The 16,774-nt window shown below is 68.5% G+C and carries 11 protein-coding genes and 3 tRNA genes; 7 read left to right on the forward strand and 7 right to left on the reverse strand.

Translation table 11 applies throughout. The annotated features are described in order from the left end of the window. Window positions 1–41: 41 nt before the first annotated feature. Both bioA and bioB read right to left on the reverse strand, forming a co-directional pair. Complete coding sequence (gene bioA / locus CAL26_RS03940) at window positions 42–1,400, reverse strand: adenosylmethionine--8-amino-7-oxononanoate transaminase (RefSeq protein WP_094845588.1); 1,359 nt, start codon at window positions 1,398–1,400, stop codon at window positions 42–44. After that, window positions 1,388–2,389, reverse strand: a complete 1,002-nt coding sequence (bioB, locus tag CAL26_RS03945; protein ID WP_094845589.1) for a biotin synthase BioB — start codon at window positions 2,387–2,389, stop codon at window positions 1,388–1,390. The genes bioA and bioB overlap by 13 nt, the downstream gene beginning before the upstream one ends. A 275-nt stretch (window positions 2,390–2,664) precedes the next feature. Between bioB and CAL26_RS03950 the strand changes: the two genes are divergently transcribed. Continuing rightward, window positions 2,665–2,967, forward strand: a complete 303-nt coding sequence (locus CAL26_RS03950; protein ID WP_094845590.1) for a YciI family protein — start codon at window positions 2,665–2,667, stop codon at window positions 2,965–2,967. A gap of 47 nt (window positions 2,968–3,014) precedes the next feature. Here CAL26_RS03950 and CAL26_RS03955 read toward each other — a convergent pair whose 3' ends face one another. Then, on the reverse strand, window positions 3,015–9,326 hold the full coding sequence (locus CAL26_RS03955; protein ID WP_094845591.1) for an autotransporter outer membrane beta-barrel domain-containing protein: 6,312 nt from the start codon (window positions 9,324–9,326) through the stop codon (window positions 3,015–3,017). A gap of 379 nt (window positions 9,327–9,705) precedes the next feature. Between CAL26_RS03955 and CAL26_RS03960 the strand changes: the two genes are divergently transcribed. The 5 genes from CAL26_RS03960 (at window position 9,706) to CAL26_RS03975 (ending at window position 13,411) form a co-directional block, all read left to right on the forward strand. Continuing rightward, window positions 9,706–10,704, forward strand: coding sequence for a Bug family tripartite tricarboxylate transporter substrate binding protein (locus CAL26_RS03960; RefSeq protein ID WP_094845592.1), 999 nt, complete (start codon window positions 9,706–9,708; stop codon window positions 10,702–10,704). Window positions 10,705–10,864: 160 nt separating this feature from the next. Further along, on the forward strand, window positions 10,865–12,145 hold the full coding sequence (locus CAL26_RS03965; protein ID WP_094845593.1) for a RidA family protein: 1,281 nt from the start codon (window positions 10,865–10,867) through the stop codon (window positions 12,143–12,145). A 68-nt stretch (window positions 12,146–12,213) separates the two neighbouring features. Beyond that, on the forward strand, window positions 12,214–12,711 hold the full coding sequence (locus tag CAL26_RS03970) for a TspO/MBR family protein (protein WP_094845594.1): 498 nt from the start codon (window positions 12,214–12,216) through the stop codon (window positions 12,709–12,711). Window positions 12,712–12,803: 92 nt separating this feature from the next. Then, a complete protein-coding gene (locus CAL26_RS28245; RefSeq protein WP_179283239.1) occupies window positions 12,804–12,977 on the forward strand; it encodes a hypothetical protein in 174 nt (57 codons plus the stop codon). Between the two features lie 230 nt (window positions 12,978–13,207). Beyond that, window positions 13,208–13,411 carry a hypothetical protein gene (locus CAL26_RS03975; protein WP_094845595.1) on the forward strand — a complete coding sequence of 68 codons (204 nt, stop codon included), beginning with the start codon at window positions 13,208–13,210 and terminating at the stop codon, window positions 13,409–13,411. 52 nt (window positions 13,412–13,463) lie between these two features. Here CAL26_RS03975 and CAL26_RS03980 read toward each other — a convergent pair. From CAL26_RS03980 to CAL26_RS03990, 3 genes are all read right to left on the reverse strand, one after another. Further along, window positions 13,464–13,540 (reverse strand) — tRNA-Asp (locus CAL26_RS03980). A gap of 66 nt (window positions 13,541–13,606) precedes the next feature. Next, window positions 13,607–13,682 (reverse strand) — tRNA-Glu (locus tag CAL26_RS03985). Window positions 13,683–13,718: 36 nt separating this feature from the next. After that, window positions 13,719–13,794, reverse strand: a tRNA-Ala gene (locus tag CAL26_RS03990). Window positions 13,795–14,066: 272 nt separating this feature from the next. Between CAL26_RS03990 and CAL26_RS03995 the strand changes: the two genes are divergently transcribed. Then, entirely contained in the window at window positions 14,067–15,074 is a 1,008-nt protein-coding gene (locus CAL26_RS03995; protein WP_218831514.1) for an aldo/keto reductase, read from the forward strand. A gap of 104 nt (window positions 15,075–15,178) precedes the next feature. Here CAL26_RS03995 and lnt read toward each other — a convergent pair whose 3' ends face one another. Continuing rightward, window positions 15,179–16,759, reverse strand: coding sequence for an apolipoprotein N-acyltransferase (gene lnt, locus CAL26_RS04000; protein WP_094845597.1), 1,581 nt, complete (start codon window positions 16,757–16,759; stop codon window positions 15,179–15,181). Window positions 16,760–16,774 lie beyond the last annotated feature (15 nt).

The following is a 16,774-nucleotide window of genomic DNA, read 5'->3' on the forward strand; positions in this document are numbered from 1 at the left end:
GTTCATACCATTCATAAAGGACCTCGAAGAACCTTATCCATTCAGGCGTGGCGCGGATCCAGGCTGCGCGCCAGCGCCTGCACGGTGGCGGATGCCAGCCCGGCGATTTCCTGCGTATCCAGCACATAAGGCGGCATCAGGTAGACCGTGCGGCCGATGGGGCGCAACAAGGCGCCGGCTTCCAGCGCATGGCGGGCATAGCGGCGCGCGAAACCCGGGTCCGTCCGCGCGTCGCCCCGCACGTCGAACGCCAGGATGGCGCCGCAACGGCGCAGGTGCGCGACATCGTCGTGCGAGGCGAGATCGGCCAGCGCGGCCGCCAGGGCATCGAAGCGCGCGTGGTTGCCGGCCAGCACATTCTGCCGGTCGAACAGGTCCAGCGTGGCCAGGGCGGCGCGGCAGGCCAGCGGATTGCCGGTGTAGGAGTGCGAATGCAGAAAACCGCGCGCGACATCGTCGTCGTAGAAAGCGTCATGGACGCGATCGCTGCAGAGCACGACCGACAGGGGCAGGTAACCGCCGGTGATGCCCTTGGACAGGCAGAGCAGATCCGGCCGGATGCCGGCCTGCTCGTGGGCGAAGAAGCTGCCCGTGCGGCCGAAGCCCACCGCGATCTCATCGGCGATCAGGTGCACGTCGTGCCGATCGCACAGCGCACGCAGGCCACGCAGGTAAGCCGGGTCGTGCATCGCCATGCCCGCCGCGCACTGCACGAGCGGCTCGACGATGATCGCCGCGATCGACGCGCCGCGCGTCTCGAACAGGGCGGCGACGTCCGCCAGCGCGCGGGCCGCCACGTCGGCGGCGGTTTCGCCGGGCGCGGCCTGCCTGGCGTCCGGCGATGCGACCTTGTGCGCCTGCCGCAGCAGGGGCCCATAGGCGTCGCGGAACAGGGCGACGTCGGTGACGCCCAGGGCGCCCAGCGTTTCGCCGTGATAGCCGTGTTCCATACAGGCGAACTCCCGCTTGTCCGGGCGGCCGCCGTTGCGCCAGAAATGGAAGCTCATTTTCAGCGCGATCTCGACCGCCGACGCGCCATCGGAAGCGAAGAAGGCGTGGCCCAGCGCGCCGTCCGTGCGCGCGGAAAGGCGCTCCGCCAGCGCCACCGCGGGCTCGTGCGTGCACCCCGCCAACATGGCGTGCTCCAGCGTCGCCAGCTGATCGACCAGCGCGGCATTGATCGCCGGATGCGCATGGCCGAACAGGTTCACCCACCACGAACTGATGCCATCCAGGTAGCGGCGTCCGTCGGCGTCATATAGCCACGCGCCCGCGCCCCGCGCGATCGGCAATAGCGGGCTGCGTTCGTGATGCTTCATCTGCGTGCAGGGATGCCATACCGCGCGCAGGCTGCGGGCCACCAGCGCATCGCCCCGCGAGGGCTCCGCTATACCTTGCATGACGCGTCCCCGCCGCGCATGCCCAGCCGGGCCAGCAGCTGGCGGTCGGCGTCGACACGCGGATTGCCGGTGGTCAGCAGCGCGTCGCCGTAGAACATGGAGTTGGCGCCCGCCAGGAAGCAGAGCGCCTGGGTCGCATCGTCCATCTGCTCGCGGCCGGCGGACAGCCGCACCACCGCGCGCGGCATGGCGATGCGCGCCACGGCGACTGTGCGCACGAACTCGAAGGGATCCAGCGGCGCCGACCCGTGCAAGGGCGTGCCGGCGATGCGCATCAGGCCGTTGACGGGCACCGATTCGGGATAAGGATCCAGATTGGCCAGTTGGGCGATCAGGCCGGCCCGCACCGTGCGGTCCTCCCCCATGCCGACGATGCCGCCGCAGCACACCTTGATGCCGGCCTCGCGCACGCACCGCAGGGTGTCGAGCCGGTCCTGGTAGGTGCGCGTGGTGACGACGTTGCCGTAGAACTCGGGCGAGGTGTCCAGGTTGTGGTTGTAGTAGTCCAGGCCGGCGTCGGCGAGCTCGCGCGCATGCGGCGCGTCCAGCATGCCCAGGGTCACGCAGGTTTCCAGTCCCAGCGCCTTGACGCCGGCGACCATGCGCGCGACCGCGGCAACCTGGCGCGGCTTGGGGGATCGCCAAGCGGCCCCCATGCAGAAGCGGCGCGCCCCCGCCGCCTGCGCGGCGCGCGCCGCTGCCAGGACCTGTTCCAGTTCCATCAAGGGCTGCGCCTTGAGCCCGGTGTCGTGATGCGCCGATTGCGAGCAATAGCCGCAATCTTCCGGACAGCCCCCGGTCTTGATGGACAACAGGCTGGAGAGCTGGATTTCGGTCGGATCGAAGTGGGCGCGATGAACCCCCTGCGCGCGATACAGCAGTTCGGAGAAGGGCAGGTCGAAGAGCGTGGCGACGCTCGCGTTGGACCAGGGACCTTGCGCCCGCGGTTGCGGACGCCCAGGCGGGGCGATGGTCTGGATAGTGGACATGCGGGACTCCCGGCGGCTAGGAAAAAACGGCCGCATCGTAGGAAGGAGAGTCCCGGCGTGCAATCGCGCCAATTGGCCGTCGTTGGCAGCCTGTTGCCTACAACTCCGGGGAGTTGCCCGGCGTAGGGGCCAGGACGCGCATAACTCGCCGGCAACCGCGTCTGGCGCTTGTGCCCGAGATTATTGTTTCAAGATGTTCCTGTCGGGGCAGGCAGGGCCCCGCGCCGGCGCGTCCCAGGTCTACAGTGCAGTCCACCGACACAAGGAGAATCCCCGTGCTCTATGCGATCCACATGCTCGACAAACCCGGCGTCACGGAAATCCGCACGCGTATCCGGCCCGAGCATCGGGCCTATCTGGCGACCAAGGCCGACCAGATGGCCTTCGCCGGGCCGCTGCTGGCGGACGACGGCGAAACCATGATCGGCAGCCTGCTGGTCATCGACTTTCCGTCCCGCGACGCGGCGGAACAGTGGCTGCGCGACGAGCCCTTCACCCGCCACGGCGTGTACGGCTCGACGTCGGTCCACGCCTTCGTCAATCTGTGGCCGCAGAAGGTGGGCTTCCCGGCCGGTTGAATCGGGCCGGCCTCGGTGATCCGCCGTTCCCCGGCGCCATGCCGGACTCAGAACGGAACCATCACCTTCAGCGACCCGCTATGGCTCTTGGTGTGCTGCGCGAATTCCCCATCGTATTGCAGCCGGAAGTCCACGCCCTTGGCGGTCGCGACCTGCAGGCCCGCGCCGACGCGCCCGATGACGTCGTCGATCGGCAGAGACGTCGTGAATGAACCGGTGCCCGCCGGCGCGCCTTGCAGGCGTGCATTGGCATCCCAGCTGTTCTGCGTCAGGAAGGTCACGCCCATATAGGCGAAGGGCCGCATCACCGCGCCGTTCGGCAGCTCCGAGCGCCCGCCGATTTCGATCATCGGCGAGAAGCCCATGATGAACTGGTGGCTGCTGTCCACCGACAGGCCCAGCGCGTTGCCGCCGGATTCGGAGTAGGAAGACATGCGCGTGTAGTTGGCGTCGAAGTCCAGGTAGGGCTTCACGTATACCCGGTCGAAGCTGAACGTGCGCGCCGCGCGCAGGCGCAGGCCGAAGCTGTACATGTCGGGATCGCTCTTCAGCGTGTCCTGATAGCCCGGGACCGTGATGTCGCGGTTCATGCGGTACGAGCCGTAGCCCCCGCCCAGCGCGCCGGAAAACGTCCAATCGCCGCTCTGGCGCTTCAGCACCAGCCCGGCGTAGCCGCTGTCGCCGTTGCCGTTCAAGCGGCCGCTGTCGCCCTTCAGGTCATTGTTCTGATAGGCCATCGATGCGCCCAGGAACCAGCCCGGGCTGACTTCGCGCTGTCCGCCGAACTGATACGTCACGCTGTCGTAGTCGAAGTCCGAGCTGCCTCGGCTGCCGTCCTGCGTGGTCGAGCGGCCCGACACCAGGCCCCAGAAGCAGTTCTGTTCCCCGGTCATCGCATCGACGCCCGTGAACGTGGGGCAGGACATCATGTTGCCCGTGAACTGTCCCAGCGCCGCCATCGACTGGGCGGCGGGCGCGATGGCCGCGCCGGGCGACAGGCTGTCGACGTTGCCGCGATAGGCGCCGCCGCCCACGCGCGATGCCAGGTCCAACTGCGCGAACAGCGGGGCCAGCGCGGCGTTGCCGCCCGCGTCCCAGATGCGCTGCAACTGGCCCGCGATCCGGCTCTGGTTGCCCGACAGATCCATGGACGGCGCATTGAAGTTCGCCGAGTCGGCGCGCACCTGGTAGGTCTGGCCGTTCTGCCGCACGCCGTAATCGATGATCGGGCTGTCCACGGCCTGCAGCGACCCTTGCGTCTGGCCTTGCACCGTCAGCACCGTCAGGTCGCGATTGGGCAGCAGGGCGCTGGGCACCACGTCCACGGCGCCCGCCAGCGATGCATTGCCTTGCACGACCAGGCTGTCGGATTTCAATGCGCTGAAATCGGCGTCCGCGCGGATCACGCCGGTGGGACGCTGGATGAAGCTGCCGGTGATGGTCAGTGCGTTGAACTGCCCCGGCGCGCCGAGCACCAGCAACCCGTCGTTGTTGACGTCGGCCTGGTACACCGCGGCGTTGGTCAGGGTTCCGCCTTGCAGGTTGTTGATCGTGCAGGCGCCGGTGCCATCGGCGTTTTCGCACATGGCGCTGCCGCTGATGGTGCCGCTGTTGTTCACGGTCAGCACCGAACCGTAGCCGGTGCCGGCCTCGCCGTCGTAGCGTATCGCCACGCCGGAAGCCGCGCTCAGGCTGCCACCCACGGCCACGTTCATCACGTTCTGCTTGCCGTTGGCGATCCATACCGCCGAGGCATTCGACCCTGAGCCGCCTTGTACCGCGCCATTGACGTTCACCGTGACGGTACTGTCGTCGCCGGAGCCCAGGCTTTGCGCGAATATCCCGGTCGAGCCCGCGCCGGTTGCCGTGATCGTGCCGGACTGGTTCACGGTGACGGCGCTGCCGATGACGCTGGACTGCGGGTTGTTGGTGCCGGCAAACCCATTGGTGGCGCTGCCGCCGAGCCCGCCTCCGCCGCCGATGGATTGCGCCACGATGCCGAAGGCATTGCTGCCGGACGTCGTCAGCGTTCCATTGACCGTGACGGAAACCGATTCGCCGCTACCGGAGGCGCTGGGCTGCCGGGTCGGCACGCCCCAGGCCGTCGGATCCAGCTGTATGCCCTTGGCGGTGTCGCCGACGATGCCGCCGCCGCCGCCGATCGATTGCGCCACGATGGCATGGGCGCCGTCGCCTCGCGTGTTGACGCCCCCGCCCGTGATGTTCAGGTTGACCACACCACCGTTGCCCGTCTGGCCGCCCAGGCTGATGCCGCTGATGCTGCTGGCCGCGCCGCTGGTGGCGATGCCGCCGCCGCCGCCGATGGACTGGGCCACCACGCCGATGGCGCGCGCGCCGTAAGTGTTCATGCCCAGGCCGGTCGAGACCGTGATGGTCCCGCCGTTGCCGGTGGCGCCGTTCTGGCCGCCCAGGGTGAGGTTGAGCTGGCGGCCGCTGGAGGTCGCCGTGTCGGATGTGCCGGACATGCCGATGCCGCCGCCGGCGCCTATCGATTGCAGGACCAGGCCATACGCGCTGTCGCCGTGCGTCGAGATATTCGCCCAGCTGGCCTGGTTCACGGTGATGTTGCCGCCATTGCCGCCGTTGCCGCCGTTGCGGCCGACGGTGAGAGTGCCGTTGACCAGGGGCGAGCCGGAAGCCCCCACGCCGCCGCCGCCGCCGATGGACTGCAGCACCACGCCATGCGCGCCGAAGCCGTTGGTATTGAACAGGTTGCCGTTGTGGTTGGTGGCGAAGTTGTCGTCGAAATACGCCACGATATCGCCGCCCGCGCCGCCTGATCCGCCCTTGCCGCCCACCGACAGCGTCAGGTGCGACGAGGAACTGCTGGACGAGGTGGTCGACGCCCCGCCTTGTCCGCCGCCGCCGCCTATCGATTGCAGCAGCACCGCGTCGGCGTAATCGCCGTAGGTATTGATCTGCGAGCCCAGGCTGGCTGCGGTGGTGCTGCTGCCGATTGCGCCGCCGTTGCCGCCATTGCCGCCGGTGCCGCCGACACCCAGGTTCAATTCGTAGCTGGTGCCCTGGTCGTTCAGGGTTCCCGCCAGCTTGCGCAGCGCGCCGGTGGAAGGATCGGCGGAGTCGCCGCCGGCCACGCCGCCCAGGCCGCCGGAGCCGCCGATGCTTTGCGCGACCAGGCCGTCCGCGTCCGCGCCATAGGTGGTGATGTTGCCGTAGGAGGACAGGGCGATGCTGCCGCCCGCGCCGCCGGAGCTGCCGCCCCGACCGACATTCACGGTGCCGCGCACGTCGGTGCTGCCATCCTCGCTTTCCGACGCCAGCGACAGGCCGATCTGGCCGCCCTGGGCCGCGCCGCCGCCGCCGCCGATGGATTGCAGCAGCACGCCGCGCGCGCCGTCGCCGCCGGTCATGATCGTGTCGGTGAGGGTGCTGGCGAAATTGACGCTGCCGCCCGTACCCCCGCCGCCGCCGGTACCGCCCAGGCTGATCGTCGCCTGCACGTTGGCGTCGGTGTTGCGGTTGCTGCCGGTGGCCGAACCGATGCCGCCCGCGCCGCCACCGCCGCCGATGCTCTGTACCACGATGCCGTTGGCCGAGTCACCCCAGGTCTGGATGTGGTTGTTGCCTTGCAGCGATACGTTGGCGTTGCTGGCGCAGGTGGAGGTCGACGTGCCGCCGCAGGCCGCCGATCCGCCGTTGCCGCCGAAAGCGGCGCTGACCTCGGCGCCCACCGAGCTTTCCGTGCCGATCACCGTCGACGTCGCCGTGGCGTTGCCGCCCACGCCGCCGCCGCCGCCGATGGACTGCACCAGCAGGCCGTTCGAGCCGGCGCCATAGGTCGTCACGCTGGACCCGGACAGGTTGGCGTTGGCATTGCCGCCGCTGCCGCCCGTGCCGCCGCTGCCGCCGGCCGCGAAGCTCACGGACGCGCCGACGGACACCGAATCGTCGGGCACGGCCACCGCATAGGCCTGCGCCACCGCCGCGCCGCCGATACCGCCGCCGCCGCCGATGGATTGCACGACGATGCCGTGGGCGTCGGTCGCGCTGGTGCCGGACGTGCCGGTGGTGATGCTGCCGTTCGTCAGGTTGGCGCTGGCGCTGCTGGCAGCGCCGCCGTTGCCGCCGCTGCCGCCCACGGCCACCGCCATGGAAAACCCCAGGCTGGCGTTGAACGACGACGCCGCGCCGCCGGTGCCGCCGCCGCCGCCGATGGATTGCGCGACCAACCCGTAAGACGTATCGCCCGTCGTGGTGATGGCGCCGCCGTTCAGGTTGATGGTGGCGCTGCCGCCACCGCCGCCGCCGTTGCCGGCCTGGCCGCCGATGGTCGCGATGCCGCTGGATCCGCCGCCGTCGCCGCCACCGCCGCCGATGGACTGCGCGAGCAGGCCGATGGCCGCGGAACCCTTGGTCGCCAGCGTCGCGGATTGCGTGATGCTGACCGTGCCGCCGTTGACCGCGTTGCCGCCGGAACCGCCCAGCGCCACGATGCCGCTGCTCTGGCCCGCCGCGCCGCCGCCGCCGCCCAGGGACTGGGCCACGATGCCATGCGACGAAGCGCCAGTGGTGGTGATGGCCGTCAGGCTGCTGATCGTGACGTTGCCCGGGGTTCCGCCGTCGCCCGCGTTGGCGCCCGCATCGCCGAAGAACTCGAAATTGGACGTCGTGCCGCCGCCGAAGCCGCCCATGGACTGCGCCAGAATGCCGATGGAGTTCGCCCCATAGGTCCCGATGGTGCCGCCGCTGCCCGACTGGTTGCCGGTCGTGATGGTGACGTCCTTGCCCGCGCCGCCGCTGCCGGCATTTTCGGGGGTGAAGTCGATCAGGCCGCTGCTGGTCTCCACGCCGCCGCCGGCGCCGCCGGCGCTGCGGGCGGCGATGCCGTGGGCCTGCGTGCCGTTGGTCGTGATGCTCGCGTTGCCATTCATGTAGACGTTGATGAGGCCGCCGTAGCCGCCCGCGCCGCCGTTGCCGTCTTCCCGTCCCGCGCCGGCGTTGCCGCCCTGGCTGATCACCACCACGCCGGGCAGGTAGTTGCCGTAGGTGGATATGGCGGAGCCGCTGTTGAGGTTGATCGTCGACGTATAGGGATTGGAGCCGCCCGTGCCGCCCCGCTGTCCGGTGGTGTTCGTGACCGTCTGGGCGCTCATGCCGCCGTTGCCGCCCAACCCTATCATGACGATCCCGCCCGACACGCCGGACAGCCCGGTGGGCGCGGGCAGCGCGTTGAGCATGGACAGGTTGATCGGCGCGGAATTGGTGATGGTCATGCCGGCGGCGTTGGCGCCCGCGCCGCCGTTGTCGCTGCCGTCTTCGGAAGTGATCCCGTTGCCGCCCTGGTTGAGCATGTACAGGCCGCGCACGCCGTTGGCGAAGCTGGATCCGCCGTTGAGCTGGACCGTGACGGCGCCGCTGTTGACGATATTGCTGGGGACGGAAGTGTTCGCGAAGCCGGCATTGCCGCCGTAGCCGTTGTAGTTGCCGCCATTGCCGCCGATGGATTCGACGCCGATGCCCCAGGCGTAGCGCGACGCGCTGCCCGAGTTGACGGAGACGGAAGCGCTGTTGTTGATGGAGATGGTATTCGTGTCGCCGCCGTTCCCGCCATTCTGGTCGCCGGTGCCGGCCTTGTCCTCGGCGCCGCCGGACCCGCCCATGCCCGCCGCGTAGATGCCCACGCCGCCATACGGCAGGTTGTTCACCTGGATCGCGCCGCTGTTGGTGATCGAGATCGCCGAAGCCTGGCCGCCGGAGCCGCCATTGCCGCCGCCGATGACGGTACTGTTCGCGTTGGCGCCGTTGCCGCCCACCGACGCGGCGTAGATGCCGAACTGCGCGCCCGCGTCGTCCCAGATGCCGGGCGCGCCGCCCTGGCTGCTGGACGTCGGCGTCGTGTAGACGTTGATGGCGCCGCTGTTGTTGATCGAGATCGTACCGCCGTTGCCACCGTTGGTGGCATTGTTGGACGTGTCGCTGGAGCCGAAGCCGCCCTGCAGTTTCACGAACAGGCCGGCCTGCGGCACGCTGGGCTGCAGCACCGCGCCATTGTTGACCACGGTGTAGTTGCCGCCGTAGTCGCCGATGTTGGTGCCGGTGCCGGCGTTGGCGGTGAAATTGATGTTGATCTGCGCCCCCGAGCCCCCCTGGCTCGACGCTATGGTGCAGGTGGTGGCGGGGCCCGTCGATGAGCTGGGGGCGGGGCAGGACAGCGCGGCCTGCGCCGATGGCGCGGCCAGGGTTCCCAAGGCGCCGCACAGCGCGGCGGACAGCACCGTCAAGGCCGCCGGCCGCGGCGGATGCGCCGTGCGGGTCGGTACGGGGGGACGCGCGCCCCTGTGCTTCGTCGTGGCGGGCAGGGCGGTGCGTCGTCTCATCAGCGATCCTGTAGGCGGCGGTTCGGCCTCGTGGATGCTGATTCGCTTGCGCAAGCATGACGAGACGCCATTGTTCGTAAGCGGATTGTTCCGTTTACGTCCGCGCAGCAGGCGGTTTTTCGACGAATAGCCTGTTTTCTTCGACGAAATTCCGGCCGATTATCAAAAAAGCCACATCCTCATCCCACCGTGGGGCACGTCCGCGGGCGGAAATTGCACATTTGCGGGAAAGACCGGATCCCCGCCGTCCCCGCGCTGGTGCATGCTGGGACCGGATGTGTAAATGCAAAAGCCGGCGCAAAACTGGCGCGCATATTGCTTTCAACAGGCGACGGCGTCCCGTGGACGCCCAACGTGAACCTGTATCGCAGGAGTCGGAATGCTTGCTCTGTTGCCCCGCCGCTTTTTCCGCCGCGCCGCGTCATGGATGGCGCTGCTGGCCGTTTCGGCCAGCCTGGGGGCGCCGTCCGCGCGCGCCGACGACTATCCCTCGCGCCCGATCCACATCATCGTGCCGTACTCCGCGGGCGGTTCGTCGGACGCGCCCATGCGCGTCATCGCGCAGCAGATGGCCCAGCAGATGGGGCAGGCCATCGTCATCGAGAACAAGCCGGGGCAGGGGGCGATGATAGGCGCGGAATACGTCGCCCGTTCGGCGCCCGATGGCTACACCCTGCTGCTGGCCTCCAATCCGCAGGCCATCAGCGCGACCCTGTACAGCCGGCTGAATTTCGACCCGGTTGCCGACTTCGCCGCGATCTCGCTGTTCGGCCGCGAGCCTGGCGTGCTGGTGGTCAATCCGAAGATGCCGGTGCGCAGCGTCCAGGAATTCATCGACTACGTGAAGGCGCGGCCGGGCAAGATCGATTACGCCTCATCCGGCAACGGCAGCGCGCAGCATCTGTTCACCGCCATGTTCCTGTCCGCCGCGGGCCTGCAGATGATGCATATCCCCTATCGCGGCAGTGCGCAGGCCGTGACCGACGTCGTCGCCGGCCAGGTCATGGTCGCCATGCCGGGGCTGGCGGCGATGATGCCGCACATCCGCGAAAAGCGCCTGATCCCGCTGGCGGTCACCGGCGACAAGCGGTCGCCGCTGCTGCCCGATGTGCCGACCCTGGCCGAGTCAGGCTTCCCCGGGTTCTCCGCCTACGTCTGGTCGGGGCTGGTCGCCCCCAAAGGCACGCCGCCCGCCATCATCGAGCGCCTGAACCGCGAGCTGAAGAAAGCCATGGAGTCGGAGACCGTCAAGGCCTACATGAATAATGCGTCCGTCGAAATCATCACCAACACGCCCGCCGAGTTCCAGGCCTTCTTCCAGGAGGAGAAGGAACGCGACGCCAAGGTGATCAAGGAAGCCGGTTTGAAGATAGATTGACCCAATGGATTCACCCACCCCCGAAGCGCTGGCGCGCTTCCCCCTCAAGGGGGCGCGGCGGGCGGGCCGGCAGAGCCCGATCCGCCGCCCGGGTCGAGGTGGCAGCACTTTGCGGTGGCGGAACAAATGTCCGCCCCCAAGGCAATAATTTGGAGACAGCATGCCTTTCCAGCGCTATGGGATCCGCCGCTACGGCAACGGCGACATCATTCACGTGCCTTTCGTGCGCGCGGGCCATTGGGTGTTCGGCACCGGCCTGCGCGCCGTGCGTCCCAACGGACTGGCCGATCCCGCCGTACTGCGCGCCGACCACCCGCTGGGCGCGCCGCCGCAGGCGCAGCGCGAAGCCCAGGCCATCTTCGACACCATGCGCCGCCACCTGGAAGAAGCGGGTAGCGGCCTGGACCGCGTGGCGCGCCTGGACCAGTACTACCCGGACCCACGCCACGTCGACCCTTACCACGTCGCCCGCAAGCAGGCCCTGGCTGGGCAGGTCGCGCCCAGCACCTCGGTCATTGTCGACCGCCTGCTGAACCTGGACGTCTCCATGGACGTGCAGGTCATGGCCGCCACCGCGGCCAGCGGCTATACCGCGGAAAAAGCCGGCGCCGGCAAGCTCAACGTACCGCAGACGTCGGGCTATGCGCCCTGTCTGCGCATGGGCGACATGATCTTCGTCGCCGGCCAGCTGGCGCGTGACGCCACGGGTAACATCGCACCGGAAGCGCAGGTGCCGGACGGCCAGATGTGGAACGGCACGCGCATCAAGCTGGAAACCGATTACCTGGTCCAGAAGCGCCTGGTGCCCGCGCTGGAAGCGGCGGGCAGCCGGCTGGACCTGGTGCTCAAGGCCCAGGTCTACCTGAGCCATCACGAAGACCTGCCCGCGTTCTGGCAGTCCTGGTCGCGCGCATTCGGCGGCCGCGTGCCGCCCACCACGGTGGTGCCCGTGCGGCATCCGGGCTTCGGCACGCGCGACGCCACCATCGAGGTCAACCTGGTCGCCGCCCACGAATCCGCCGCCGACCGTGTGCGCGACGTCGAATGCGATGTGTCGCTGATCGCCACCGACATGTTGCCCGCGCGCGTCTTCGACGGCGTCCTGTTCGTGGCCGGCCTGATGGGTATCGAGGATGGCGGCTTGTGCGCCGGCTGTCACGTGCACGCCAGCGCGCCGTTCTATGACGACCCGGTGCAGGCCCAGATGCGCGACATCCTGGAAAAGGCGGCGACGATTTTCGCCGCCGCCGGCACGGAGCTCGCCTACGTCACGCGCGCGCTGCATTTCCATGCCGACCTGGCGGATTTCCGCCGGGGCTATATGGCCTGGGATCCGGGCCTGCGCCGCGTCGGGCTGCCATTCAGCGCCATCCAGGTCGCGGACACGCTGTTCCTGCCGGACGCGGCGGTCATCCTGGACTTGTGGGGCTACGTGCCTTGATCCGGCCCATCGATCGGCGGGATCGAGCCGTGCTGTAATTCTTACTCCCATTCAGCACACGAACACCTATGCCATTCCTTTCGATGCGACAACAGATCCTGGGTTTGATCGGCTGGCTCGCGGTCGGCTTCGCCACGGCGGCGACCGGCGCCATCGCGTCCGTCCAGGCGGCGCAGTTCTACGGGCAGCTGACCCGGCCGGATTGGGCGCCCCCGGCGGGAGTGTTCGGGCCTGTCTGGAGCACCTTGTATGTCTTGATGAGCGTCGCGGCCTGGCTGGTCTGGCGCGAGGGCGGCTGGCGGGTCCAGGCGAAACCGCTGGCGCTGTTCCTGGTGCAACTCCTGGTCAACGCGCTATGGAGCTGGCTGTTCTTCGCATGGCACATGGGCGCCGCCGCCTTCGTCGATGTCTGCCTGCTGCTGCTGCTGATCGTCGCGACGCTCGTCGCGTTCTGGCGCGTGCGGGCGTTGGCGGGTGTATTGATGCTGCCTTACTTGGCATGGGTCGCTTTCGCCACCGCGCTTTGCTATAAGACGTGGCGCCTGAATCCGCAGTTGCTGGGATAGAAGGGTGCGGGGCCGGATGCCATCGAGTCCGTACGCGTGCGCATTCCGCACGAGTCGCTGACCATCGTCAACAACCGCGACATGCTGGAATCGTGGAGATCACCCTGAAAGACGGCAGCACCCTGGTGGAACACACCAAGGCCATGGGGCTGCTCACCCCCGTCCTGGGCGAGGCTCGGTCACGCCGGTTGTGCGACACCGTATGGGCCTTGGAAAAATGCCAGGACGCCCGCGCGTTCACGGCGTTGATGCAGCCGGCAGAGTGAATGCCGGTCATGCCGCGGAGATCATCGGCAACAGTATCATTCCGTTGGCTACCTGCACGTCGGCCCGGCGGCTGAATCCCGTTCGGCAAGCGACCAAGGCGGACATCGCAATCGCATGTCCGCATCGGACTGTCGTGCCGACTTTGTTACCTAGGAAGCCGATCCGCCCCGTGCGCGCCGAGCGGGCTTGATCGGCCTATACAAGGCAGACAATAGGGAGGCGGTGCGCTATGAAGAAGCCAGATCCAGAATTGATTGATGAAGACAGCCCGGAATGGAAGGACGCGGAATTCAAGCGGGCTCGTCCTGCTTCTGAAGTGCTGCCGGAAGCGGTCACATCCCGTGCAACGGGCGCCGGGCGGCAGACACGCGTCGGCGCCGCGTTCACGGGACGGCTCGAGATCGCTGGGCCGCCCCAAAGCAAAAAGCCCTGATTTCTCAGGGCTTTCAGCATGATCGCTGTTGTCACAACAACAATCTGAATTTTGGCGGAGCGGACGGGGCTCGAACCCGCGACCCCCGGCGTGACAGGCCGGTATTCTAACCAACTGAACTACCGCTCCGCAGCGGCGTATTTTGTACAGCATCGCGAACGACGCCGGACTTTACAACCTTGCCAGCAATGAAGCTGGCGTCCCCTAGGGGATTCGAACCCCTGTACTCACCGTGAAAGGGTGATGTCCTAGGCCTCTAGACGAAGGGGACCTGAACTCGTCTTTTACTGCATACTTCGCTTTCGACTGGTGGAGGTAAGCGGGATCGAACCGCTGACCTCTTGCATGCCATGCAAGCGCTCTCCCAGCTGAGCTATACCCCCGTGTATTCGCGATACTGCTGACGAAATACTAGCCAAAATCCCGCAAAATCAGTGCTTGGGTACAGCGATAAAACTGTTCGTTGCGACTGTTCTTGCCGGCTTTTGTCTGTGCCGTTGGCGAAGAAACGAGATTATGCACGACTTTTTTGGGGCGTGCAAGTTGGGCAGGCCCGGGCATGGCATATGCCGCCCAGCTTGTTCAGGACATCGATTTCAGGAGGCCAAGCATGAGTCCGACTTCCTTTCCGGTGCGTCCTCTGGGCCGTACCGACATGAACATCACGCGCGTGGGATTCGGCGCGTGGGCCATCGGCGGCGCCGGTTGGGCCGCGGGCTGGGGCGCGCAGGACGACGCCGATTCCATCGCGGCGATCCGCCATGCCGTGGCTCGCGGCATCAACTGGATCGATACGGCGGCCGTGTATGGCCTGGGCCATTCCGAAGAACTGGTGGGCCAGGCATTGAAGGACATGGCGCCCAGCCAGCGCCCCTATGTGTTCACCAAATGCGGCCTGGTGTGGGACGAGCACGCGCCGACGGCGCCGCCGCGCCGGGTCGGCGCCACCCGCAGCCTGCGCGCGGAGCTGGAAGGCTCGCTCAAGCGCCTGGGCGTCGAGCGCATCGACCTGTACCAGATGCACTGGCCCGCCGGCGACGGCGCCACGCTGGCGGAATACTGGCAGGCCTTGCTGGACATGAAGGCGGAGGGCAAGGTGCGCGCCATCGGACTGTCCAATCACAATGCCGCGCAGCTGGAAGATGCCGAACGCCTGGGCCACGTCGACACGCTGCAGCCGCCATTTTCCGCCATACGGCGCGACGCGGCCGCCGACCTGCTGCCCTGGTGCCTGGATCACGACACGGGTGTAATCGTCTACAGCCCGATGCAGTCGGGGCTATTGAGCGGGAGCTTCAGCCAGGCGCGCGCCGCTGCCTTGCCCGAGGACGACTGGCGCTCGCGCAATTCGGAGTTCACGGGTGAGAACCTGCGGCGCAACCTGGAGCTGGCCGATGTACTGCGGCGTGTCGCGGAGCGGCATGGCTGCACGGTGGCCGCCGCGGCGATTGCCTGGACCCTGGCGTGGCCCGGCGTCACCGGCGCCATCGTCGGCGCGCGGTCGGCGGGGCAGGTGGATGGCTGGCTGGGCGCCGCGACCCTGGAGCTCGACGAGCAGGACATGGCCGAGATCGCGTCCTTCATCGAGCTGAGCGGCGTGGGCACGGGGCCGTCGTCGCCGCAGCGGCAAGCGGGTGCGGAGCTGCCGCTGCGCGAGACCTGAATCGCGGCGGCCCGGGCGCGGCCGAACGCCGCGCCTTGCGGGCAGCCCCATGCGCGGCCGGACGACCGGTCATGCGGACCGTCCGGCCGCGGCCAAACAGCGCGCTAGGCGGCCAGCCCGCGGCGGCGTGTCGCCAGCAGGCCCAGCAGTCCCAGCGCGACCAGTCCCATGATGGCGGTATTGCCCGTGCGGACATAGGGCGTCAGGCCCGTGGTCCCCTGCACGGTGGTCGCCAGCGCCGTCATCTGCATCGTCGGCGCCTGGGCCAGCACATGGCCTTGCGGATCGATGGACACCGTCAGGCCGGTGTTGGTCGCCGCCAGCATGGGCCGCGCGGTTTCCAGCGTGCGCATGCGGCCGATCTGCAGATGCTGCCGCAAGGCCCAGGTATCGCCGAACCAGCCCAGGTTGCTGAGATTCACCAGGATGGACGCCCCGGGTTCGCCTTGCGGCCCGGGCCGCAGCGCCGGCAGCAGCTCTTCGCCGAACAGGTCTTCATAGCAGATGTTCAGCGCCAGGCGCTGGCCCGCGATGTCGAACGGCACCTGGCGCGCGTCGCCGCGATCGAAATCGCCCAGCGGGATGTCCAGCATGCGCACGAACCAGTGGAAGCCGGGCGGCACGAACTCGCCCCAGGGCACCAGGTGGCGCTTGTCGTAGCGCATGGGCAGCTCGCCGGTGCGCAGCGCTTCCGGCGACGTGTGGGCGTCGAAGGCCACCGCGCTGTTGGTATAGCGGTCGCGGCCGTCCACCACGCGGTGCAGGGGCACGCCCATCACGATGGTGGCGTTGCGTTCTTCGGCGATGCGGCGCCACAGGTCCCAGGCGCGCGGGTCGAGCTGGTCCTGGAATACCGGCAATACGGTTTCCGGCAGGATGATGACCTGCGGCGCGGCTTCGCCCGCGGCGGGCGGCATGGACGCCTGGTTCATGTGCTGCAGCAGGCCTCTTTCCATCTGGGCCGGATCGAACTTCTGCGATTGTTCGATGTTGCCCTGGACCAGCCGCACCCGCAGCGGCGCGCCATCGGGCCGCGACCATGCGATATGCGACAGGCCCCAGCCCGCGAGCGCCGCCACGATCGCCAGCGCGGCGGCCATGCCGTCGCGCGGGTCGCGGGATGTCTCGGCCGGCCGCCAGAGCACCGCCAGGGCGGCGGCGGCGAAGGCGGCCAGCCAGGCGACGCCGTACACGCCCAGCACCGGCGCCCAGCCGGCGTAGGGGCTGTCGACGTGGGCGTAGCCGATGTTCAGCCAGGGGAAGCCGGTCCATAGCGTGCCGCGCACCCATTCGAGCGCGGCAAGTCCGCAGGCGAAGGCCAGCGCGGCGCGCAGCCGGCGGCCGGGCGCGGCGTCCGCGCGCAGCGGCGCCAGCCAGCGTCCGAGCACGCCGCCCGCCGCGGGGAACAGCGCGATGAACGCCGACAGCGCCAGCACGCCCGCGGCGGCCAGGGGCGACGACAGGCCGCCATAGTCGTGCATGCTGACGTACAGCCAGTACAAGCCCAGGGCATAGCATGCGAAGTGAAAGAGCCAGCCGTCCCATAGCGCCCGCCGCAAGGTGGGCGCCGCCAACTGGCGACGGGCCACGATGGCCAGCATCAGGACCTGCACCAGCGCCAGGGCGCCGTCGGGCAGCGGATCCGGGGCGAAGGTCAGCGCCTGGACGGCGCCGGCCACGATCATGCACGCCGCGCCGAT

This window comes from Bordetella genomosp. 9 (assembly GCF_002261425.1).
Classification (GTDB): Bacteria; Pseudomonadota; Gammaproteobacteria; order Burkholderiales; family Burkholderiaceae_B; genus Bordetella_C.